A 21624-nucleotide genomic window follows, 5' to 3' on the forward strand; every position below is an offset into this window, starting at 1 on the left:
CGATCATCCTCCGGAAAGGACGATGCATGCAAACGAGACCGAATGAGCTGCAGTCTTTTACCGTGGCGATGTCCTAAGGCCATCCTCCGGCATTTGGCCAGCGCTACCCCAACGCGAACTCGAGCTGATCGAAGAAGCGCGGGATACTCTCGTACTGGTACATCCTCCAGTAGGCGCGCGCCTGCTGGTCTACCTTCACATGTCCGAGCAGGCGAAAATCGCGCATAGATGGAAAAGTACGCGACGCTGCCGCCAGGGATGCCGCGTCGGTATCATTGAAGTATTCGCTACCCATTGAGGGCGCATCGAAGCTTCGAATCACCTCCCCCACGATCACAAGCGCAGCTACCACATGCATCACATCGAGAAGTTCGAGCTCGTACTCCTGTAAAGAAAGATGCGCTGCCGCGCGATCGGCGTGTTGCTTTAGAAGGCCGATCCGCTTGTGGAGTCGACCGGGAGCCTTGAGTAGGTCAGTATCTGTCCGCGCGTATTCACGAAAGAATTCCCTTAAAAAGACGAGGGCGCGATGAGCATCTTCGAAAGTATTGCTTCCTCGCTCGGACCAGTAGTGCGCATGCTCTTCGAGCACTCCGTCGGGCAAGCGGCCGAAATTACCTCCAGTAAGGTCTGGCTTGGTGGCATGATCAAAGACTTTCCGGCAATTCAGGGACAGCGAGTTCAGCGTTGAGAACTCTAGGTACGACTGCGATACGCGAAAGGGCAAGTCGCCCGAGGCATCCATATCTTCAGCAGCCTGCGCGGTGCCAAGAAAATAGTAGAACGCCGGAAGGCTCATGCTTGCGCGTGACATAACGCCTCGCAGAAAGTGGACTGATCGCAGCTTCCCGTGGAGACGAAACGGCTCTTCCTTCCGCCGCATCCTCTCTGCACGCGCATCGAGATCAAATTTTCGGCTCATTGCTTCGCGCCTGCCTGGCTACGCCGCTCAAGAGTCAGAAGTCGCCGCCTGACTGGACCAAGAACACCGACGCTAGCACCTTTACAATTAGTACTCATTATTGTCATCTTCCCACATATTTCGCGCAAGCCTATCAACATCAATGCCAAAGTACTCTATCGCATCATAATGACTAGTCGAAACATAACTATCACCTAATCCGCAAGCAAGAAGCTTTGAGTATCCTGAAATCTTCAATCCGCATGCAACGCAGAAGAACTCCTCTGGCCGCATTGCTTGACGTTCAATAACACCATCTTCCGCAGTTGATGTTTTGGCTACGCCCATTGCGCGCCCCTGCACGAGCGCAGTGGCGGTACAGGAGGGACAATTAACTCGATGACCATAGTGGCGCAAAGACGCAGCCGCAGCCTGGTCCAGAGCCGTCTTCCTGTCCTCGTCTGACTTCGAATCCCAAACAACCTTATGGGCATTGATAGCACCAAGGACGCTCTTCGCGGCGCCGTCATTAAGTGCTGATATATCTTCCCTCGCCTCTTTTGCCCCAGCATCTCCGAAAAGATTTTCCAAGGAAGACCCACAATGACTCAAGAGCACATCGCAGACAGCAAAGAAGTGCGGCCGCCAGGACGACGAGCTAGAGCTTTCAAAGTTCAGGTTTCCAGAATGAAGCTCCGAGTTTCTCTTTGAGAAATGCGCCAAGCAAAAGTTGACATGCTCGCGCGTAAACGCAGGGACCAATTCTTCAGCGCGCCCAATCAATTCTGTAATCGGGGCGGTTCGAGGAACGAATTTAGCCTTCTTTGGAGCATGCCCAAGTGCATAAAGAATATTATTCCAGTCGGAGCCGTCTGCCACAAGCGCAGGCGACACATGCGAAATTGACGCTCTTATCAACATTTCCATGAGAAAAGTTGACCAAAGCCCATACTGCCAATCGGTAGAATTAGCCTGCATAGCCTCCGAATACAAGTCAGACTTGGCTAAGTAGGAGCTCTTTGACCACTCGTGATCGACCCTAACTGCCATCTGTCCTCCCTCACTCCAAGTAGACCCTCTTCAGAACTCTTCCACGAGAACTCGACGACACTTCCGACCTGCCGTGCAGGGTTCGCCAATTGTCCACCACCAGTACTTGGCCAGGCTCATCTAGGGCAACGCTACTAATCCTCACATCCCGAATCCGATCGTTAATCATTCGCACAGCACGGACTGCTATCGAATTTACGGGCTCAAGGAATAGTGTATCCCAACGGAATATATCACCATCCACCATTCTTAGCGGAATCTGACGACCATCAAGCGGCCTCCGAGATCGCAAAATTGCCTTCCTAAAGAAGTCCCGTTCCTGGGGGCTAATCAGACTATCTCTGTGCACTATATTTGTCTTCACGTCGTGGGATCCCACGATACAAATAAGCGCAAAGTAGCGCGGAGGGATGCTCCAGTGAGCCATATCGGTATGAAATGGAAATACCCCTAATCCGAAATTATGGCTATAGCTGGGACCCATACCCACACCAACCCTTGGCACGAGCTCTTGAATTGGCTCAACGCCATAAATTTTGTCAATATTTCCTAAAGTCTGCTCGACTTCAGTAAATTCGAAGTTCCTAGAAATTTGGGTCTTCGCAAATCCGACATCTTGAAGCTGTCGTTGCCATGAACTCATTCCAAGACTCCAGAATTTTGAGAGCTCAACGGCTCATCCATAGAATATGAATTGGCCCAATGCGAACAGCTACAGTGGCTGCTTCACCTGAATCTCGGATGTCAACGAGCGCTCACCCTTTTTCTTCTGCCCTAATATTCCAATCACGCCGCTCTTTGGATTCTCCACAGGTTGTGCATACGAACTCACCCGTATTTGACCCCAAGTGATACTCCTGCTCTACTCGAGGGTGATTGCAGGGCTTATTCCCCCAACTTTTCCGAAGTTTTTCCGCCTCTCGCATTTGCATAGCAATCCCTTGTGTATGCCTGAGAAATTAGGTGTTGACCGTTTTGATCTTACGACCACAGAAGATCTTGGACAAGCTACCTCGAATTGACCCCCAAAGTGCCGGAAAGCCGCTTTGGATGTAAATCGCCATGAATGGCGCAAAGCACCTCATCAGCGCTCGCGGCGAACAAAAAAGGGCGCCTCTCGGCGCCCTTGTTCTTTCAACTCATTCCCACTCAATGGTCGCCGGCGGCTTCCCCGAGATGTCATAAACCACCCTCGACACCCCCCGCAACTCATTGATAATCCGGTTGCTCACCGTCCCCAGGAACTCATACGGCAGATGCGCCCAATGCGCGGTCATGAAATCAATCGTCTCCACCGCACGCAGCGCAATCACCCACTCATATGCCCGCGCGTCGCCCACCACGCCCACCGACTTCACCGGCAGGAACACGGCAAACGCCTGGCTGGTCTTGTCGTACAGATCCGCCTTGCGCAGTTCATCAATGAAGATGGCATCGGCCTTGGCCAGCAGCTCGGCGTATTCGCGCTTCACTTCACCCAGAATGCGCACGCCCAGGCCCGGGCCCGGGAACGGATGGCGGTAGACCATGGTGCGCGGCAGGCCCAGCTCGACGCCCAGGCGGCGCACTTCGTCCTTGAACAGCTCGCGCAGCGGCTCCACCAGGCCCAGCTTCATGTGCTCCGGCAGGCCACCCACGTTGTGGTGGCTCTTGATCACATGCGCCTTGCCGGTCTTGCTGCCGGCCGACTCGATCACGTCCGGGTAGATGGTGCCCTGCGCCAGCCACTTGGCGTTCTTCAGCTTGTTGGACTCTTCGTCGAAGATCTCAACGAACAGGTTGCCGATGATCTTGCGCTTGGCCTCCGGGTCGCTCACGCCTTCCAGCGCGGCGAAGTAACGGTCGGCGGCATTCACGCGCACCACCTTCACGCCCATGTGCTCGGCGAACATCGCCATCACCTGGTCGCCTTCCTGCCAGCGCAGCAGGCCGGTATCCACGAACACACAGGTCAGCTTCTCGCCGATCGCCTTGTGCAGCAGTGCGGCCACCACGGACGAATCGACGCCGCCGGACAGGCCCAGGATCACTTCGTCATCGCCCACCTGTTCGCGCACGCGGGCGATCTGGTCTTCGATGATGTTGGCGGCGGTCCACAGGGTCTGGCAGCCGCACACATCCACCACGAAGCGGCGCAGCAGCGCCTGGCCCTGCAGGGTGTGGGTCACTTCCGGGTGGAACTGCACGCCGTACCAGCGCTTTTCTTCGTTGGCCATGGCAGCCACCGGAATGCGGTCGGTGGTGGCGGTGATGGTGAAGCCCGGCGGTGCGACGGAGACGTGGTCGCCGTGGCTCATCCAGACATTCAGCTTCGGCTCGCCGCCGTGGTCGCTCAGGCCCTTGAACAGCGCATCGGGGTTGATCACGTTCACTTCGGCGTGGCCGAACTCGCGCTGGTCCGCCGCTTCGGTGGCACCGCCCAGCTGCGCGGCCAGGGTCTGCATGCCGTAGCAGATGCCGAAGATCGGCAGGCCGCTGTCGAACACTTCCTGCGGCGCGGCCGGGGCGCCCGGCAGCGTGGTCGACTCCGGCCCACCGGACAGGATGATGCCCTTGGCGCCGAACGCGGCGATCTCGGCCGGGTTGTGGTCCCACGCCCAGATTTCGCAGTAGACGCCCAGCTCGCGGATGCGGCGGGCGATCAGCTGCGTGTACTGCGCGCCGAAATCGAGGATGAGGATCTTGTCGTTATGGATGTTGGTCATGGTGCCGTTCCAGTGGTGTTTTTCGCAGCGCCCGGCGCTTCAAGGCTCTGCGTCAGCGTGGCGATGAACGCCTCGCGTTGTTGAATATGTGAGGGGTCTTCCTCGTCCCAGCGCAGCATCAGCAGGCCGTGCGGTGCGTTGGGGTTGGCGCGGTCGGCGCGCGGCAGCTCGGCAATTTCCTGCACTTCGGTGCCGGGCACGATGCGCCGTTGAAAGGCGTGCATCGGGTAACCGGAATCCACGGCGTTGCCCCAGAACGCGGACTGCACGCTCATCCGTTTCGGCTCCAGCGGCCCCAGCTCGGCGGTGACCACAGGATCTTCAAGCCTGTCACCCAGATCGGTAACGCACCGCAGGATGACCTGCAGCGGGCGCTCACCGGTGCCTTTCAGCAGCCAACGCTGCGCGCCAGCGGCCTGCACCTGCCAGCCCTTCGGCAGCGAGAACGCGTTCTGGCACGCCTGTACGTCCTTCACTTGCGAAACCGCCGCGCCCGGAGACCCGGAGCGCGGCGGCGGTTCGGACAACGAACAGCCTGCCATCAGCAGGCTGCCCGTAATCGCAAGAGCAGTTCGCAAGCGCATCAGGCGCGGTAGTTCGGCGGCTCTTTGGTGATGGTCACGTCGTGGACGTGGCTCTCACGCTGGCCGGCGCCGCTGATCTTCACGAACTTGGGCTTGCTGCGCATGTCTTCGATGGTGGCGCAGCCCACGTAGCCCATGGTGGCGCGCAGGCCGCCCATCAGCTGGTGGATGATGCCGCCCACCGGGCCGCGGTACGGCACGCGGCCTTCGATGCCTTCCGGCACCAGCTTGTCGGCGGTGGCGGCGTCCTGGAAGTAGCGGTCCTTCGACCCCTTCTCCATGGCAGCCAGCGAACCCATGCCGCGGTAGCTCTTGTACGAACGGCCCTGGTACAGCTCGGTCTCGCCCGGCGATTCCTCGGTACCGGCCAGCAGGCCACCGACCATGATGGTCGAGGCACCGGCGGCCAGCGCCTTGCCGATGTCGCCCGAGTAGCGGATGCCACCGTCGGCGATCAGCGGGATGCGGTCCTGCAGCGCTTCGGCCACCAGGTCGATGGCGGTGACCTGCGGCACGCCGACGCCGGCAACGACGCGGGTCGTGCAGATCGAGCCCGGGCCGATGCCGACCTTGACTGCGTCCGCACCGCTGTCCAGCAGCGCCAGTGCGGCTTCGCCGGTGCAGATGTTGCCACCGATGACCTGCACGTTCGGGAAGTTCTTCTTGACCCAGCTGACGCGGTCCAGCACGCCCTGCGAGTGGCCGTGCGCGGTATCGACCACGATCACGTCCACGCCGGCGGCGACCAGCGCTTCCACGCGGCGATCGGTATCGCCACCCACGCCGACGGCAGCGCCGACCAGCAGGCGGGTCGACAGATCCTTGGCAGCGTTCGGGAAGTCGGTGTTCTTCTGGATGTCCTTGACGGTGATCAGGCCACGCAGTTCGAACGAATCATTGACCACCAGCACCTTTTCGATGCGGTTGCGGTGCAGCAGCTGCAGCACTTCGTCAGACGCGGCGCCTTCCTTGACCGTGATCAGGCGATCCTTCTTGGTCATGATGTGGCGGACCGGATCATCCAGCTCGGTCTCGAAGCGCATGTCGCGGTGGGTCACGATGCCGGCCAGCAGGCCGTCGCTGCCCACCACCGGCACGCCGGAGATGTTGTGCGCCTGGGTCAGGGCCAGCACGTCGCGGATGGTGGTTTCCGGGCCGACGGTGATCGGGTCACGGATGACACCGGCCTCGAACTTCTTGACCTTGGCCACTTCCGCGGCCTGCTGTTCCAGGCTGAGATTCTTGTGGATGATGCCCATGCCGCCGAGCTGGGCCATGGCGATGGCGAGGCGGGCTTCGGTGACGGTATCCATGGCGGCGGACAGGATCGGAAGCTTCAGCTTCAGGTCTCGGGTCAACCGCGTTTCGAGGTTGACGTCCTTGGGCAGGATGGTCGAGTGGGCGGGGACGAGCGAGACGTCGTCGTAAGTGAGTGCTTCAGCCTGGATGCGCAGCATCGGCATACCCGAGATGTGGGGAAGCGCGACATTTTACCCTGTTTTCGCGTCGCGTGGCAGGGGGTAGATGCGACGCAGTGTCGCGCGGGCGGCGATCGGTTCAGGAGGGCTTGGGTGGGTGCCAACCTTGGTTGGCACGATCCGTCCGGCACCTGGACCCCAGATGGGCCGATGGCCCCGATGGATGTGTGCCAACCAAGGGTGGCACCTACCAGGAGCGGGTCGGCGGGAATCGCGGGGCATCAATGCAACCCCGGTAGCGCCGGGCCATGCCCGGCGAGCGCAGCGGCGCCGCAAACATCCGCCGGGCATGGCCCGGCGCTACCCTCAGGAGGCTTCTGCCGCTTCCAGGGTGTTCTGCATCAACGTGGCCACGGTCATCGGGCCCACGCCACCCGGCACCGGGGTGATCCAGCTGGCCCGCTGGGCGGCGGCCTCAAACCCGACATCGCCCACCAACCGGCCGTCATCCAAGCGGTTGATGCCCACATCGATCACCACCGCGCCCGGCTTCACCCACTCGCCCGGCACGATGCCCGGGCGGCCCACCGCCACCACCAGGATGTCGGCGTTGCGCACGGCCTGTTCCAGCACGTCCTTGGGGGTGAACTTGTGGCAGCTGGTCACGGTGCAGCCGGCAATCAGCAGCTCCAGGCCCATCGGCCGGCCGACGTGGTTGCTCACGCCGACGATGGTGGCGTTGCGGCCACGCACCGGCTGGTCGGTGTGGCCCAGCAGCGTGGTGATGCCGCGCGGGGTGCACGGGCGCAGGCCGAACTCGCGCAGCGCCAGGTGGCCGACGTTTTCCGGGTGGAAGCCGTCCACGTCCTTGCGCGGGTCGATGCGCTGGATCAGCCGGCGCGCGTCGGGGATGCCCGGCAGCGGCAGCTGGATCAGGATGCCGTTGATCTTCGGATCGGCGTTGAGCTGGTCGATCAGCTCGAGCAGCTCGGCTTCGGTGGTCCCGGCCGGCAGATCGTAGTCATGCGCCTCGATGCCGACCTTCTCGGCGGCACGGCGCTTGTTGCGCACATACACGGTCGAGGCCGGGTCGCCACCGACGAGCACCACGGCCAGGCCCGGACGGCTGCCACCGGCGGCCACGCGGGCGTCGACGCGCACCTTCAGGCTGACGAGCAGGTCCTCGGCGATACGGCGGCCATCAAGGATGCGGGCAGGATGCTGGGGGGCGGAATCGTTCATCGGGGGCAGGCGTGGGGCGGCGGGGACGCTATTGTCCCCGATTCAGGCCCCCTCGCCCACCGCCAATCCGGGCGGCCGCTGCGCTCGCCGGGCATGGCCCGGCGCTACCCCACCCGTGCGCACCACGGTAGCGCCGGGCCATGCCCGGCGAACGCGATGCGCGGCACCTCACTCTTCCTCTTCCGGCACATCCTGCGGGTTCAGCGTCTTGCTCTCGCGCTTCGGCGCAGTGAACGGCGTCGGCGTCGGCACGCCCTGCGGGCTGTTGCCGTAGACCATCCGCGCGCCGGCATTCAGACCACCACCGGCAATCTCCAGTTCAAAACGCTCGGCATCGCGGCGGCGGATCTCGGCGGCAATCTCCACCGCGTCATCCTCATCCGCGCCCAGCTCCACCAGCGCGGCCTGGCCGAACAGCACCGCCGATTCAAACGTCTCGCGGATCTGGAAATCAACACCGGCATGGATCAACCGCAGCGAATGCTCGCGGTCGAACGAGCGCACCATCAGCTTTGCCTGCGGGAACTCGTGCGACACCAGCTCAACAATGCGGTCAGCCGCCTCGGCCTTGTCCACGCACACCGCAATCGCACGTGCGGTGGCCGCGCCCGAGGCATGCAGCACGTCCAGTCGCGTACCGTCGCCGTAGTAGATCTTGAAACCGAAGCGCGCCGCGCTCTGGATCATCTCCACATCGTTGTCGATGATGGTCACGTCCACGTCGCGCGCCAGCAGCGACTGGCTGGCGACCTGGCCGAAGCGGCCGAAGCCGATCAGCAGCACGCTGCCGGACAGGCCATCGGCCTCGTCCACGCCGTCCATGTTCACCGTCGGCTTCGGCGCGATGCGCTTGTAGAGCAGCACTACAAGCGGCGTCAGCGCCATCGACAGCACCACCACGGCGGTGAAGTTGGCATTGATCTCCAGGTTGATCACGCCGGCCGATGCGGCGGCGGAGAACAGCACGAAGGCGAACTCGCCGCCCTGCGCCATCAGCACGCCCCGGTCAAGCGCCTGCGCGTGATCGCTGCCCATGATGCGCGCGACTACGTAGATGCACAGCGCCTTGGCCGCCATCAACGCCAGCACCAGGCCGAGGATCAGCTGCCAGTTGCCCGCCACCACGCCCAGGTCCAGCGCCATGCCGACGCTGAGGAAGAACAGGCCCAGCAGGATGCCGCGGAACGGCTCGATGTCCGCTTCGATCTGGTGGCGGAAGGTCGACTCGCTCAGCAGCACGCCGGCCAGGAACGCGCCCATCGCCATCGACAGGCCCGACAGCTGCATCAGCAGCGCCGCGCCCAGCACCACCAGCAGCGCGGCGGCGGTCATCACCTCGCGCGCCTTCGATTCGGCCAGCACGCGGAACAGCGGGTTGAGCAGGAAGCGGCCGACCAGCACCAGGCCGACAATGGCACCCACGCCGATCGCCACCGACAACCAGCGCGAGCCCTCGCCATCGGCGCTGCCCGCGCCCGGCGCCATCCAGGCTACCAGCGCCAGCAACGGCACGATCAGCAGGTCTTCGAACAGCAGGATGGAGACGATCTTCTGGCCCGACGGCAGCGCGATGTCACCACGCTCGGCCAGCAGCTGCATCACCACCGCGGTGGAGGTGAGCACGAAGCCGGTGGCGCCGATGAAGGCCACCTGCCACGGCAGCCCGAACAGCTTGGCGATGCTGGTCAGCACCAGCGCACAGGTGACGATCTGCAGCGTGCCCAGCCCGAAGATTTCCTTGCGCAGGCTCCACAGGTGCGAGGGCCGCATTTCCAGGCCGATCACGAACAGGAACATCACCACGCCGAGTTCGGCGGTATGCAGGATCGCCTGCGGGTCGGAGAACCAGCCCAGCCCGAACGGTCCGATCGCCAGGCCAGCGGCGAAGTACCCCAGCACCGAGCCCAGGCCGGCCCGGCGGAACAAAGGCACCATCACCACCGCCGCGCCCAACAGGGCCACGACCTTGACCAGCTCGCTGGTCGCTGCTTCTACCGCCATGCGGTGTGTTCCCCAAGATCCAGAATCGGGTTCAACAATAGAGCAATGCCGATGACGGCAATAGCACGCATGTTGCGCCGGATTGTCTTGGAAGTGGAACGATGCAGGGAGTGACTCCCGGCATCATCCCGAAACCATGCATCCGCGTCGGTGGGTGCCAACCATCACCCGCTTCGGTAGGTGCCAACCATCACCCGCTTCGGTAGGTGCCAACCTTGGTTGGCACGAGAGCGCCGACCAAGGTCGGCATCCACCAAGGCATTCCCCGGCCGGGGTTACCCACCCCGGCAGAACGCGGCGTAATCGATATATCCCGGGAACGGCACACCCGGCGCGCACACCGGACACTGCGGGTCCGGCCGGATGCCGGTCTCGCGGAAGCGCATGCCCAGCGCATCGAAGCGCAGCAGGCGGCCCACCAGCGGCTCGCCGATGCCCAGCAGCAGCTTCAGCACCTCGGTGGCCTGCAGCACGCCGGCCAGGCCAGGCAGCACGCCCAGCACACCGGCCTCGGAACAGTTCGGCGCAAACTCCGGCGGCGGCGGTTCCGGGAACAGGCAGCGGTAGCACGGCGCCACGCCGCGCTGGCGGCCGGCGTCAAACACGCTTACCTGGCCGTCAAAGCGCTCGATAGCGGCATACACCAGCGGTCTGGCGTGCTTGATGCAGGCGTCGTTGAGCAGGTAGCGCAGCGGGAAGTTGTCCGAGCCATCCAGCACAACGTCCACGCCGTCGAGCAGCGCATCCACGTTCTCAGAGGTCACCCGCTCCGGCACCGCCTCGACCTCGATGGAGGGATTCAGCGCCAGCAGGCGCTCGCGAGCGGAATCGACCTTGAGCTGGCCGACGCTGGCTTCGGTATGCACGATCTGCCGGTGCAGGTTGCTGCGCTCCACGCGGTCGTGGTCGGCGAAGCGCAGGTGCCCTACCCCAGCGGCCGCCAGATAGAAGCCGGCTGGCGCACCCAGGCCGCCCGCGCCCAGCACCAGCACGCGCGACTGCTGCAGCCTGCGTTGCCCGGCTTCACCCACCTGCGGCAACAGCAAATGGCGCGAGTAACGATCGTAGAAATCACGGTCGGCGGCGCTGGCCAGCGGCTGCACCAAGGGCAGCGACTGCTCGCGCCAGGCCACGGTACCGCCCGTCACGGAAGCGACGTTTGTGTAGCCGGCCTCCAGCAGGAACTGCGCAGCATCGGCCGAGCGTTTGCCGCTCTGGCAGATCAGCAGGATCTCCTGGTCGTGCCGCAGCAGATGCGTGGCCGGGTCGGCCTGCAATTCGCCCTTGGCCACGCCGCGCGCGCCCTCGGCCATCCCGCCGGCCCGTTCATGCGCCTCGCGCACATCGATCAGCACGGCGCCGTGGGCCAGGCGCTCGCGTGCCTGCGCGGGGGAAAGCTCTTGGATGCTCATGGCCGCATTATCGCGCACGCGGCGGCAAGCCGCCTTGACCGATACCTGCAAACATGGGGTAGTGCCGGCCGCTGGCCGGCATGGCCATGAACGCACCGGACGACCCGAGGTTGCCGGCCAGCGGCCGGCACTACCGGTAGGGGCGCGAACAAAAAAGGCGGCCCTGCGGCCGCCTTTTTCGTGAATCACTTGCCCTTGACGTGCTTCATCAAGCGCCGCTTGGACTTGATCTGCCGCTCGGTGAGGGCGTTCTTCTTGCCCTCGTACGGGTTGGTACCCTCGCGGAAGATGAAGCTCACCGGCGTGCCGATCAGCTTGAAGCGCTTGCGGAAGAAGTTCTCCAGGTAGCGCTTGTACGACTCCTGCAGTTCCTTCAGGCGCGTACCGTGCACGATGAAGGTCGGCGGGTTGGAACCGGCGGGGTGCACGTAGCGCAGCTTGGAGACGTGGCCGCGAATGGTCGGCGGCGGGTTGGTCTCGTAGGCCACTTCCAGCGCCTTGTTCACTTCGCTGGTGGTGAAGGTCTTGTTCGCCGATTCGTGCGCACGATGCACCGCACGGAACAGCTCGCGCAGGCCCGAGCCGTGCTTGGCCGAGATGCGCACCGATTCGGCCCACGGCACGAAGCCCAGCTTCAGCGACAGCATGGTTTCCGCCTGCTCGCGCTGGTACTCGGTCAGGCCATCCCACTTGTTGATGGCGATCACCAGCGCGCGGCCGGCGTCGAGCACGGCACCGAGCACGGTGGCGTCCTGGTCGGTCACGCCTTCGGTGGCGTCGAGCATCAGCACGGCCACCTGGCACTGCTCGATCGACTGCATGGTCTTGACCACCGAGAACTTCTCGACGACCTCATCCACGCGCGAACGACGGCGCAGGCCGGCGGTGTCGATCAGGCGGTACTCACGGCCGTCGCGCTCCAGGTCCACCGCGATCGAGTCGCGGGTGGTACCCGGCACGTCGGAGGCGATCATGCGCTCCTCGCCGAGGATGCGATTGACCAGGGTCGACTTGCCCACGTTCGGGCGGCCGACGAAGGCGATGCGGATGCGGTTCGGATCGTTGTCCAGCTCTTCGCCGCTGCCTTCTTCCGGCAGGCGCTGGATCACTTCGTCCAGCAGGTCGTCCAGACCTTGGCGATGCGCAGCCGAGACGGTCAGCATCTCGCCGAAGCCATAACGGGCGAACTCGGAACGCACGCTGTCCTCGTCGGTGCCGTCGATCTTGTTGATCAGCAGCAGCGTCGGGCGCGACAGCTTGCGCAGCCAGGCCAGGATCTCGTCGTCCAGCGCCGAGGTGCCCTCGCGGGCATCGACGACGAACAGGATCAGATCGGCTTCGGCCGCGGCCGCACGGGCCTGGCGCGTGGTGGCGCCGGCCAGGCCTTCGTCTTCCCCGGCGATACCGCCGGTATCCACGACGAGGAAATGATTGTCCTCGTCGAGGCGGCAGACACCGTAGTTGCGGTCGCGGGTGACGCCGGGCTGGTCGTGGACCAGCGCGTCACGGGTGCGCGTAAGCGCATTGAAAATAGTCGACTTGCCGACATTCGGCCGTCCAACCAGGGCGACCAGAGGCAGCATCGCGATTACTCCAATTTTTTAGTTTGCCAACCGGAAGGCGGTCAGCTTGCCATCCACGTTCTGCACCAGCAGCACACCGTCTACGACGACCGGCTGGGCCAGCAGGGCGTCGCCGCCACTTTTTGCCCGTGCCGCCATCGCACCATCGGAGGCCTGCAACCAGTGCACGTATCCCTTGTAGTCACCGACCACGACGTAGTCGCCGTGCAGTGCCGGGCCGGTCAGGGAGCGACGGGCCAGTGCCGTCTGCGACCACATGGCTGCGCCGCTGGCCTTGTCCAGGCCGAACACGCCGCCCTTGTTGTCGGTCACGAACACATTGCCCGACGACACCGCCACGCCACCTGCGCCGCCATGGTCGCGCGCCCACAGCGGGCGACCGGTCGGGCCTTCGATGGCCATGGTCTGGTTCTTGAAGCTGCTCACGTACAGGGTGTTGCCGTCGAGCACCGGTGCGCCGTCGACGTCCGCCATGCGTTCCAGCTCGGTGCGGCCTTCGCCGTTGCCGAGGTTCTGTTCCCACAGCGTGCGGCCATCCTGCTGGGCCAGGGCCGCAACCGCGCCCTCGTCCTTGCCGATGAACAACACGCCCGGGCCGGTCACCACCGGCGCGTTGCCGCGCACGGTCAGCGCCGGCAGCTCGCTCGGGTTGAACCACTTCTGGGTGCCATTGCCGACATCGAAGGCGGTCACACGACCGTCGTTGCTGCGCACGTAGACCATGCCCTGGGCAACGGCCGGCGCGGCGATGACTTCACCCGGAACACGGGCGCGCCACTTCTCGCTGCCGTCGTTGATGTCCAGCGCGATGACCTGGCCATCCAGCGTGCCGATCACGACCAGGTTCTCACCGACACCCGGGCCGCCGGACAGGCGCAGCTTGGCCTTCTTCTTTTCCTTCTTCGGCTCCCAGGTCCAGACCTTCTTGCCGGTCTGCAGGTCGATGGCGTGCACGCCACCGGTGATCGCCGCAGCGAACACGTGGCCGTTGGCCACCGCCGGGCCCTGGCGCACACCGATGCGACGCTCGCCCTTGCCGAGGTTGACCGACCAGATCTTGCTGACCTTCACGGTCGGCTCGAACTTGACCAGCTCAGCCGGTTCCTGTGCCTTCTTCGCCGCCGCGTCCTTGCCAGCGAACCAGCCCTTCATGGTGCCGCAGCCGGTCAGGGCCATGCCCATCAGGAGCACGGTGGCGACGCGGGTGATCATGACCTTCTGACTCATCAAACCGACTCCGCAGGGGCGGCAACGGTGCCGCCGGCGTCCATAACCTTGGTTTCCAGCAGGCGCCGCTGCGGCGCTGCCACGTCCAGCGTCTTCAGCGCCTTCTCGTACTGTACGCGGGCATCGTCACGCTTGCCCTGCGCCATCAGCGCATCGCCATGGATTTCCAGGCTGCTGCTGTCGGTGGCGCTGCCCAGCAGCTTGATGGCCTCGTCGCTCTTGCCGGTGGCCACCAGCAGGCGGGCCACACGCTGGTCGACCACGCGCTGCAGGTCGCCTTCGACCTTCACGTTGCGCAGGGTGGCCAGTGCCTCTTCGTTCTTGCCGGCGTCGACCTGGGCCTTGGCCAGCTGCAGCGCCGCGAGGTCGCCGTAGATGCTGGACGGACCGGCTTCGAGCGCCTTGACCGCCTTGGCGGCGTCGTCGAGCTTGTTCTGCTGCAGGCCCTGCAGGGCCTTCTGGTACTCGACATTGGCCGAGGCCAGCTTGCTGCCCTGCTCCTTCTGGTACCACTGCCAGCCGGCAATGGCACCGATGGCGATGACTACGCCACCGAGGATGCTGGCGCCATTCTTCCGCAGCCAGCTGCGGACGCGTTCACTTTGTTCGTGCTCGTCGAGCAGATCGTCGATCGCCATGCGTACTCTCGCCCCGCCCGTCGGGAGGGACCATTGGGTTTAATCGAAGGTGGTGAAACCGCGCCTCAGTGCGAAACCGGGACTACGGAGCCTTCAGAGGATACCTGAAAGCGTGCCACGTTGGCTCGCTGGTAGGGGGTCAGATCGACGATAGCGCCGTTCTGCTGAACCTGGACCGCCGAGGCGTTGCCCAGGGTCACCCGGGTCACCTGGCCCGGCGTGAAGCTGCGGGTCTCGCCGGACTTGATCAATGCCTTCTCGACGGTGCTGCCGTCCGGGCCGCCGATGTCGACCCAGCTGTCGCCGCTGAACTGCATTTCCAGCGCATTGCCGGCAGCCGGGGCCGGCGCCGGGCGCGGCACCGGGGCCAGCGAGGCGACGTAAGGGGTGGCCGCCGGCTTGCTGGCCGGGGCCGTGGTCGCTTCGGCCGGGGCGGCCGTCTCGCTGACGGTTGCGGACGGCGTGACCGGCACGGCGGCCGGGATCACGTCCAGCGAGGCGGTGCTCGGCGACGGGGTCGCGCTGCCGTCGAAGTGGCCACGGGTGGCGAACCACACCGGCACCGCCAGCACGGCGGTGATGCCGACATACAGCACGCGCCGGCCGAGGTTCTCGGCAATGCGGCGCGCACGGGGGGTATGGGTATGGCTGACCAGAGTGGGCGGAACCACCGGGCCGACCTGGGCCTGTTCCAGCAGCTCGCCCACGTCCACGTCGAGCAGGCGCGCATAGCTGCGCAGCTGGCCGCGCACGAACACCGGCGCCCCCAGCTTCTGCCATTGTTCCTCTTCCAGCGACTTGACCACCTGGACCGGCATGCGCAGGCGCGAGCCGACATCTTCGAGGGTCAGTCCGGCCGCTTCACGGGCCTGGCGCAGGCGGGTGCCGCAGCCGGCCGCAGTCTCGAGAGCGCTCACAGTCTGGTCATCAATCACAATGCATCAACCCTGGAGTTAGGAGCCCGCTTCCTGCGGAAATTCCTGTCGAATCCGCTGCAGATAACGATCAGATGCCGCCCGATCGCCCAGCCTCGCTTCGATTTGAGACGCAAGTTGTAACACGGAACGCGTTGCGGGTGCAGCCGCAATCCTACGTTCGGCGAACGCCCGGGCCTCCATGTAGCGGCCCTGGCGGAAGCTCAGCTGGGCCATCGACTCCAGCGCGACCGGGTTGGCCGGCGCCGCGACGAGCGCCGCGCGCAGGTCGCGTTCGGCACGTTCGAGCTGGCCAGCGTCCAGCGCGCAGCTGCCGGCATTGGCCTGCGCTTCGCCCGGGGTGGCATAGCCCGGCGCCTGCAGCGCCCGGTCGAACCAGACCAGCGATTCGGCCGGCTGGCCCTGCTGGCACAACCAGGCACCGTAGTTGTTGAGCACGTCTCCGCGCTGCGGCGCCAGTTCGGCGGCCTTGCGGAAATTCTCGCCCGCCTGGCGGGTGCGGCCACGACGGTCATCGATGCCGGCCTGCAGCACCAGCGCATCGGGCGCCTCCGGCGCCAGCTTCAGCGCTTCGCGCACCTTGCGCTCGGCGGCGTCGAGATTACCGACCTGCATGTCGCGGGTCGCCAGGGTCAACAGGTCGCGCCAGCGCACTTCGCGCCGCACGCTTTCCGGGTCCCCCACCGAATAGACCGGTGCCTGGCTCGGCCCGAGCTTGGCCTTGGGATGGGATTTGCAGCCGCCGACCGCAACGGCCAGCACGCCTGCGAACAGAACCAGCCAGAGGCGGTCAGGCCGCGGCATCACTCCCCTTCCCCGCCTGCAGCGTCTTGTTGAACTCCGCCTGGCGGCGGGTGCGGTCCATCACCTGGCCCTTGAGCTGGCCACAGGCGGCGTCGATGTCGTCGCCACGGGTGCGGCGGACCATGGTCAGCACGTTGCTGTCGAGCAGGATCTTCTGGAAGGCGCGGATGTGCGCTTCTTCCGAACGCTCGTAGCGGGTGCCCGGGAACGGATTGAACGGGATCAGGTTGACCTTGCCCGAATCCTTGGCCTGCACCGCGTTGTCGAACTGGCGCATCAGGCGGGCCAGCTCGCGGGCATGCTCGGGCTTGTCGTTGATGCCCTTCATCAGGGTGTATTCAAAGGTGACCGACTCGCGGCGCTTGTTGGCGCGCAGGTAGCGTGCGCACGAGGCCATCAGCTCGGCGATCGGGTACTTCTTGTTGAGCGGCACCAGCGTCTCGCGCAGCGCGTCGTTCGGCGCATGCAGCGACACCGCCAGCGACACGTCGCTTTCGGCAGACAGGCGGTCGATCTGCGGCACCAGGCCAGAGGTCGACAGGGTCACGCGCTTGTTGGCCAGGCCGTAGCCCAGGTCGTCGCGCATCACGCTCATGGCGCGCACGACGTTGTCGAAGTTCATCAGCGGCTCGCCCATGCCCATCATCACCACGTTGGTGAGGCGGCGCATCTGGTGCGGCACGTTGCCCAGGTGGCGTGCGGCAACCCACACCTGGCCGATGATCTCGGCGGTGGTCAGGTTGCGGTTGAAGCCCTGGGTAGCGGTGGAGCAGAACGTGCAGTTCAGGCCGCAACCGACCTGCGAGGACACGCACAGCGTGCCGCGGGTCTTGTCCGGGATGTACACGGTCTCGATGGCGTTCTTGCCATCCACGCCCATCGCCAGCAGCCACTTGTGGGTACCGTCGGCGGAGGGCTTGTCGAACACGATGTTGGGAACCAGCACCTCGGCATGGGCCTGCAGCTTGGCGCGCAGGACCTTGCCGAGGTCGGTCATTTCATCGAAATCGGTGACGTAGCGATGGTGGATCCACTTCATCACCTGATGGGCGCGGAACTTCTTTTCGCCGAGAACCTCAACGAAAAACTTCTCCAGGCCCGCGCGATCAAGGTCGAGCAGGTTCTGCTTGCCAGCCGTGGGTGCCGACTTCGGCAGCGGCTGGATGGCGGGGGACTGTACGACCTCGTTCACGGCATTACTCTCAGCGCGAGACGACTTCGGTGGCGGCGAAGAAGTAGGCGATCTCAATCGCGGCATTCTCGACCGAGTCCGAGCCGTGGGCGGCGTTGGCATCGATGGATTCGGCGAAGTCGGCGCGGATGGTGCCCGGCGCGGCTTCCTTCGGGTTGGTGGCGCCCAGCAGATCGCGGTGGGCCAGGACGGCGTTCTCGCCTTCCAGGGCCTGGATCATCACCGGGCCGGAGATCATGAACTCGACCAGCGCGTTGAAGAACGGACGCTCGCGGTGCACGGCGTAGAAGCCTTCGGCTTCACGACGGGACAGCTGCTTGTACTTGGCGGCCACGACCTTCAGGCCGGCCTTCTCGAAGCGGGCGTAGATTTCGCCGATGACGTTCTTGGCAACGGCGTCCGGCTTGATGATCGAAAGGGTGCGCTCCAGCGCCATGGGATGTCTCCAATGGAATCGGGCCGCTGATGGCCCGAAGGGTAACATGAAAAAAACCCGCGTCGGGACGCGGGCTTAGCCTGATAAACGTAGGCGAATTGTAAAAGATAAAGCTGCGGCATGGTAGTGCCGGCCGCTGGCCGGCAACCCCGTCGCGGCCAAGGGTCGGATTCCCGCAGGGGCTCTGACCCATTCCGGGGCCCACCGTTGGGGTCGGAGCCCCATTCGGGGATCCGACCCCACCCCATCGCATTCACCCACCTGAGTGAAATCTGACCGGCCCGGGCAATTTTGCTGCACTGCAAAATGCCATACGCTACCGTCTGGTCCTAGTATCAAACAATCGTTTGATTAAGGTCCGCCCGCCGATGGCCAAACCCGCCCACTTTTCGACCAAGGACCGGATCCTCGGCGCGGCCGAGGAGCTGTTCGCCCAGCACGGCTTCGCCGGCACCTCGCTGCGCCAGGTGACCAGCCAGGCCGATGTCAACATCGCTGCGGTCAACTACCACTTCGGCTCCAAGGAAAACCTGGTCAACGAGGTGTTCCGCCGCCGCATGGACGAGATGACCGGCGCCCGCCTGTCACAGCTCGAACGTGCCCGCGCCGAGCACCCGGGCGAACTGCGCCCGGTGCTGGCCGCCTTCGTCGAGCCGGCGCTGGCGCTGGCCCAGGACCGCCAGAACGGCGGCGCCTTCGTGCGCGTGATCGCCCGCGCCTACGCCGAGAAGAACGACAACCTGCGCAAGTTCCTGTCCGACCACTACGGCCACGTGCTGCGTGCGTTCGGCAAGGCCATCGGCGAATGCGTGCCGGACCTGAGCAAGGAGGAGCTGTACTGGCGCCTCGACTTCCTGGCCGGCTCGCTCACCTATGCCATGGCCGATTTCGGGCTGATCAAGCGTCCCGCCGGTGTCACCGAAGCGGCGCATCGTGCCCATGCCGCCCACGAACTGATCCATTTCGCCGAGGCCGGGTTCCGCGCCGCCGCACGCGCCAGCGCCCTGCCCGCTTCCCTTTGATTCCACCCAGTAACTGCTGACCAACAAAGGCCCTACACCATGTCCAATTCCCTGCTAGTCCGCCGCGCCGCCGTGCTGGGTGCCGGCGTCATGGGTGCCCAGATCGCCGCCCACCTCACCAACGCTGGCGTCGACACCGTGCTGTTCGACCTGCCTGCCAAGGAAGGTCCGGCCGACGGCATCGTGCTGAAGGCGATCGCCAACCTGGGCAAGCTGAGCCCGGCGCCGCTGGCCAGCAAGTCGCTGGCCGAAGCCATCACCCCGGCCAACTACGAGTCCGGCCTGGAGCAGCTGAAGGACTGCGACCTGATCATCGAGGCCATCGCCGAGCGCATGGACTGGAAGCAGGACCTGTACAAGAAGATCGCCCCGTTCGTGGCTGACCACGCGGTGCTGGCTTCCAACACCTCGGGCCTGGGCATCAACAAGCTGGCCGACGTGCTGCCCGAGCAGCTGCGTCACCGCTTCTGCGGCGTGCACTTCTTCAACCCGCCGCGCTACATGCACCTGGCCGAACTGATCCCGGCCACCACCACCGACGCCGCCGTGCTGGAAGGCCTGGAAGAATTCCTGGTCACCACCCTGGGCAAGGGCGTGGTGTACGCCAAGGACACCCCGAACTTCATCGGCAACCGCATCGGCGTGTTCTCGATCCTGTCGACCATCCACCACACCCAGCAGTTCGGCCTGGGCTTCGATGAAGTGGACGGCCTGACCGGCCCGCTGGTCGGCCGCCCGAAGTCGGCCACCTACCGCACCTCCGACGTGGTCGGCCTGGACACCATGGCGCACGTCATCAAGACGATGGGCGACACCCTGCCGAATGATCCGTGGCATGAGTTCTTCAAGTCGCCGAAGTGGCTGGATGCGCTGATTTCCAAGGGCGCGCTGGGCCAGAAGACCGGCGCCGGCATCTTCCGCAAGGTCGGCAAGGACATCGTCGTACTGGACCTGGAGAAGCAGGACTACCGTCCGGCTGATCGCGCTGCCGCGCCGGAAGTGGTCGAGATCCTGAAGATCAAAAATCCGGCCGAGAAGTTCGCCAAGCTGCGCGAGAGCCAGCACCCGCAGGCGCAGTTCCTGTGGGCGACCTTCCGCGATCTGTTCCACTACAGCGCCTACCACCTGGCCGACATCGCCGAGACCGCGCGCGACGTCGACCTGGCCATCCGCTGGGGCTACGGCTGGTCGCTGGGCCCGTTCGAGACCTGGCAGGCCGCCGGCTGGAAGCAGGTGGCACAGTGGATCGCCGATGACATCGTGGCCGGCAAGAGCATGAGCAATGCGCCGCTGCCGGACTGGGTGTTCGATGGCCGCGACGGCGTGCATGCCGCCGAAGGCAGCTACAGCCCGTCGCGCAACGCCAAGCTGCCGCGTTCGTCGCTGCCGGTGTACCAGCGCCAGCGCTTCCCGGATCCGCTGTTGGGCGAGAAGTTCGCGCCGGGCGAGACCGTGTTCGAGAACGACGGCCTGCGCATGTGGCACGACGGTGATGGCATTGCCGTGGTCAGCTTCAAGACCAAGATGAACACCGTGTCCGACCAGGTGCTGGACGGCCTGCAGGAATGCGTCAGCCGCGCCGAGAAGGACTTCCAGGGCCTGGTGATCTGGCAGCAGAAGGAGCCCTTCTCTGCCGGTGCCGATCTGGCCGGTGCACTGGGCCTGCTGCAGGCCGGCAAGGTCGACCAGTTCGAAGAAATGGTTGCCAACTTCCAGCGCACCAGCCAGCGCATCAAGTACTCGCTGGTGCCGGTGGTTGCCGCCGTGCGTGGCCTGGCCCTGGGTGGTGGCTGCGAGTTCCAGATGCACAGCGCCAAGACCGTGGCCTTCCTGGAAAGCTACATCGGCCTGGTCGAGGCCGGCGTCGGCCTGCTGCCGGCCGGCGGTGGCCTGAAGGAACTGGCCGTGCGCGCCTCGCAGGCCGCAGGCCCGGGCGGTGATGTGTTCGCCGAACTGAAGAAGACCTTCGAGACCGTAGCAATGGCCAAGGTGTCCAACTCGGCGGTCAACGCCAAGGAACTGGGCCTGCTGCGCAGCACCGACAAGGTGGTGTTCAACAGCTACGAAGCGCTGCACATCGCCAAGGCCGAAGCTCGCGCCCTGGCCGAAGCGGGCTACCGTCCGCCGCTGCCGGCACGCCGCATCCAGGTGGCCGGTGACGTGGGTATCGCCACCTTCAAGATGATGCTGGTCAACATGCTGGAAGGCCGCTTCATCAGCCCGTACGACTACGAGATCGCCGAGCGCATCGCCACCGTGCTGTGCGGTGGCAAGGTCGACCGCGGCACCCTGGTGGACGAAGAGTGGCTGCTGACCCTGGAGCGCAAGCACTTCGTCGAACTGGCCCAGCAGGAAAAGACCCAGGCCCGCATCGCGCACATGCTGAAGACCGGCAAGCCGCTGCGGAACTGACGGAAGACATCGGTAGTGCCGGCCGCTGGCCGGCAAGCTCTTCCAAATCCTATTCAAGAGAT

General features: G+C 64.6%; 17 protein-coding genes. 2 read left to right on the forward strand and 15 right to left on the reverse strand.

What is annotated here, in order from left to right:
* Positions 1-103: 103 nt before the first annotated feature.
* From AC5P7X_RS15370 to ndk, 15 genes are all read right to left on the reverse strand, one after another.
* On the reverse strand, positions 104-922 hold the full coding sequence (locus AC5P7X_RS15370; RefSeq protein WP_164227460.1) for a hypothetical protein: 819 nt from the start codon (positions 920-922) through the stop codon (positions 104-106).
* Positions 923-1009: 87 nt separating this feature from the next.
* The gene (locus AC5P7X_RS15375) at positions 1010-1951 is read right to left on the reverse strand and encodes a hypothetical protein (RefSeq protein ID WP_164227461.1); all 942 of its coding nucleotides are present in this window, start codon (positions 1949-1951) and stop codon (positions 1010-1012) included.
* A gap of 1139 nt (positions 1952-3090) precedes the next feature.
* On the reverse strand, positions 3091-4656 hold the full coding sequence (gene guaA, locus AC5P7X_RS15380) for a glutamine-hydrolyzing GMP synthase (protein WP_188238470.1): 1566 nt from the start codon (positions 4654-4656) through the stop codon (positions 3091-3093).
* On the reverse strand, positions 4653-5132 hold the full coding sequence (locus AC5P7X_RS15385; RefSeq protein ID WP_495215119.1) for a hypothetical protein: 480 nt from the start codon (positions 5130-5132) through the stop codon (positions 4653-4655). The genes guaA and AC5P7X_RS15385 overlap by 4 nt, the downstream gene beginning before the upstream one ends.
* Positions 5133-5239: 107 nt before the next feature.
* Positions 5240-6697, reverse strand: coding sequence for an IMP dehydrogenase (gene guaB, locus AC5P7X_RS15390; RefSeq protein ID WP_005409308.1), 1458 nt, complete (start codon positions 6695-6697; stop codon positions 5240-5242).
* Positions 6698-7024: 327 nt separating this feature from the next.
* Entirely contained in the window at positions 7025-7900 is an 876-nt protein-coding gene (folD, locus tag AC5P7X_RS15395) for a bifunctional methylenetetrahydrofolate dehydrogenase/methenyltetrahydrofolate cyclohydrolase FolD (RefSeq protein WP_495215106.1), read from the reverse strand.
* Between the two features lie 168 nt (positions 7901-8068).
* Positions 8069-9901, reverse strand: coding sequence for a monovalent cation:proton antiporter-2 (CPA2) family protein (locus AC5P7X_RS15400; protein WP_053498433.1), 1833 nt, complete (start codon positions 9899-9901; stop codon positions 8069-8071).
* A 275-nt stretch (positions 9902-10176) separates the two neighbouring features.
* Positions 10177-11313, reverse strand: a complete 1137-nt coding sequence (gene moeB / locus AC5P7X_RS15405) for a molybdopterin-synthase adenylyltransferase MoeB (RefSeq protein WP_495215107.1) — start codon at positions 11311-11313, stop codon at positions 10177-10179.
* Between the two features lie 185 nt (positions 11314-11498).
* The gene (gene der / locus AC5P7X_RS15410; RefSeq protein ID WP_495215108.1) at positions 11499-12896 is read right to left on the reverse strand and encodes a ribosome biogenesis GTPase Der; all 1398 of its coding nucleotides are present in this window, start codon (positions 12894-12896) and stop codon (positions 11499-11501) included.
* An 18-nt stretch (positions 12897-12914) separates the two neighbouring features.
* Positions 12915-14123 (reverse strand): outer membrane protein assembly factor BamB, encoded by a 1209-nt coding sequence (gene bamB / locus AC5P7X_RS15415; protein WP_005416243.1) that lies wholly within the window; start codon positions 14121-14123, stop codon positions 12915-12917.
* The gene (locus AC5P7X_RS15420; protein WP_014036903.1) at positions 14123-14761 is read right to left on the reverse strand and encodes a YfgM family protein; all 639 of its coding nucleotides are present in this window, start codon (positions 14759-14761) and stop codon (positions 14123-14125) included. The genes bamB and AC5P7X_RS15420 overlap by 1 nt, the downstream gene beginning before the upstream one ends.
* 65 nt (positions 14762-14826) lie before the next feature.
* The gene (locus AC5P7X_RS15425) at positions 14827-15696 is read right to left on the reverse strand and encodes a RodZ domain-containing protein (RefSeq protein WP_346608118.1); all 870 of its coding nucleotides are present in this window, start codon (positions 15694-15696) and stop codon (positions 14827-14829) included.
* Between the two features lie 18 nt (positions 15697-15714).
* A complete protein-coding gene (pilW, locus tag AC5P7X_RS15430) occupies positions 15715-16500 on the reverse strand; it encodes a type IV pilus biogenesis/stability protein PilW (RefSeq protein WP_372486152.1) in 786 nt (261 codons plus the stop codon).
* The gene (gene rlmN, locus AC5P7X_RS15435) at positions 16487-17692 is read right to left on the reverse strand and encodes a dual-specificity RNA methyltransferase RlmN (RefSeq protein ID WP_005409296.1); all 1206 of its coding nucleotides are present in this window, start codon (positions 17690-17692) and stop codon (positions 16487-16489) included. The genes pilW and rlmN overlap by 14 nt, the downstream gene beginning before the upstream one ends.
* A gap of 10 nt (positions 17693-17702) precedes the next feature.
* Entirely contained in the window at positions 17703-18128 is a 426-nt protein-coding gene (ndk, locus tag AC5P7X_RS15440; protein ID WP_005409295.1) for a nucleoside-diphosphate kinase, read from the reverse strand.
* Between the two features lie 368 nt (positions 18129-18496).
* Between ndk and AC5P7X_RS15445 the strand changes: the two genes are divergently transcribed.
* Entirely contained in the window at positions 18497-19150 is a 654-nt protein-coding gene (locus tag AC5P7X_RS15445) for a TetR/AcrR family transcriptional regulator (RefSeq protein ID WP_005409294.1), read from the forward strand.
* Positions 19151-19189: 39 nt separating this feature from the next.
* Positions 19190-21562 (forward strand): 3-hydroxyacyl-CoA dehydrogenase/enoyl-CoA hydratase family protein, encoded by a 2373-nt coding sequence (locus tag AC5P7X_RS15450; protein WP_014036899.1) that lies wholly within the window; start codon positions 19190-19192, stop codon positions 21560-21562.
* Positions 21563-21624 lie beyond the last annotated feature (62 nt).

The sequence above is a fragment of the Stenotrophomonas sp. YJH_SMC_53 genome, assembly GCF_059369995.1.

Excerpts from the sequence above, each read along its gene's own strand:
- AC5P7X_RS15375 (WP_164227461.1), bottom strand. The coding sequence starts at position 1,951 with ATGGCAGTTAGGGTCGATCACGAGTGGTCAAAGAGCTCCTACTTAGCC.
- ndk (WP_005409295.1), bottom strand. The coding sequence starts at position 18,128 with ATGGCGCTGGAGCGCACCCTTTCGATCATCAAGCCGGACGCCGTTGCC.
- der (WP_495215108.1), bottom strand. The coding sequence starts at position 12,896 with ATGCTGCCTCTGGTCGCCCTGGTTGGACGGCCGAATGTCGGCAAGTCG.
- guaA (WP_188238470.1), bottom strand. The coding sequence starts at position 4,656 with ATGACCAACATCCATAACGACAAGATCCTCATCCTCGATTTCGGCGCG.
- pilW (WP_372486152.1), bottom strand. The coding sequence starts at position 16,500 with ATGCCGCGGCCTGACCGCCTCTGGCTGGTTCTGTTCGCAGGCGTGCTG.
- AC5P7X_RS15420 (WP_014036903.1), bottom strand. The coding sequence starts at position 14,761 with ATGGCGATCGACGATCTGCTCGACGAGCACGAACAAAGTGAACGCGTC.
- bamB (WP_005416243.1), bottom strand. The coding sequence starts at position 14,123 with ATGAGTCAGAAGGTCATGATCACCCGCGTCGCCACCGTGCTCCTGATG.
- folD (WP_495215106.1), bottom strand. The coding sequence starts at position 7,900 with ATGAACGATTCCGCCCCCCAGCATCCTGCCCGCATCCTTGATGGCCGC.
- AC5P7X_RS15450 (WP_014036899.1), top strand. The coding sequence starts at position 19,190 with ATGTCCAATTCCCTGCTAGTCCGCCGCGCCGCCGTGCTGGGTGCCGGC.
- AC5P7X_RS15370 (WP_164227460.1), bottom strand. The coding sequence starts at position 922 with ATGAGCCGAAAATTTGATCTCGATGCGCGTGCAGAGAGGATGCGGCGG.
- AC5P7X_RS15445 (WP_005409294.1), top strand. The coding sequence starts at position 18,497 with ATGGCCAAACCCGCCCACTTTTCGACCAAGGACCGGATCCTCGGCGCG.
- AC5P7X_RS15400 (WP_053498433.1), bottom strand. The coding sequence starts at position 9,901 with ATGGCGGTAGAAGCAGCGACCAGCGAGCTGGTCAAGGTCGTGGCCCTG.
- moeB (WP_495215107.1), bottom strand. The coding sequence starts at position 11,313 with ATGAGCATCCAAGAGCTTTCCCCCGCGCAGGCACGCGAGCGCCTGGCC.
- guaB (WP_005409308.1), bottom strand. The coding sequence starts at position 6,697 with ATGCTGCGCATCCAGGCTGAAGCACTCACTTACGACGACGTCTCGCTC.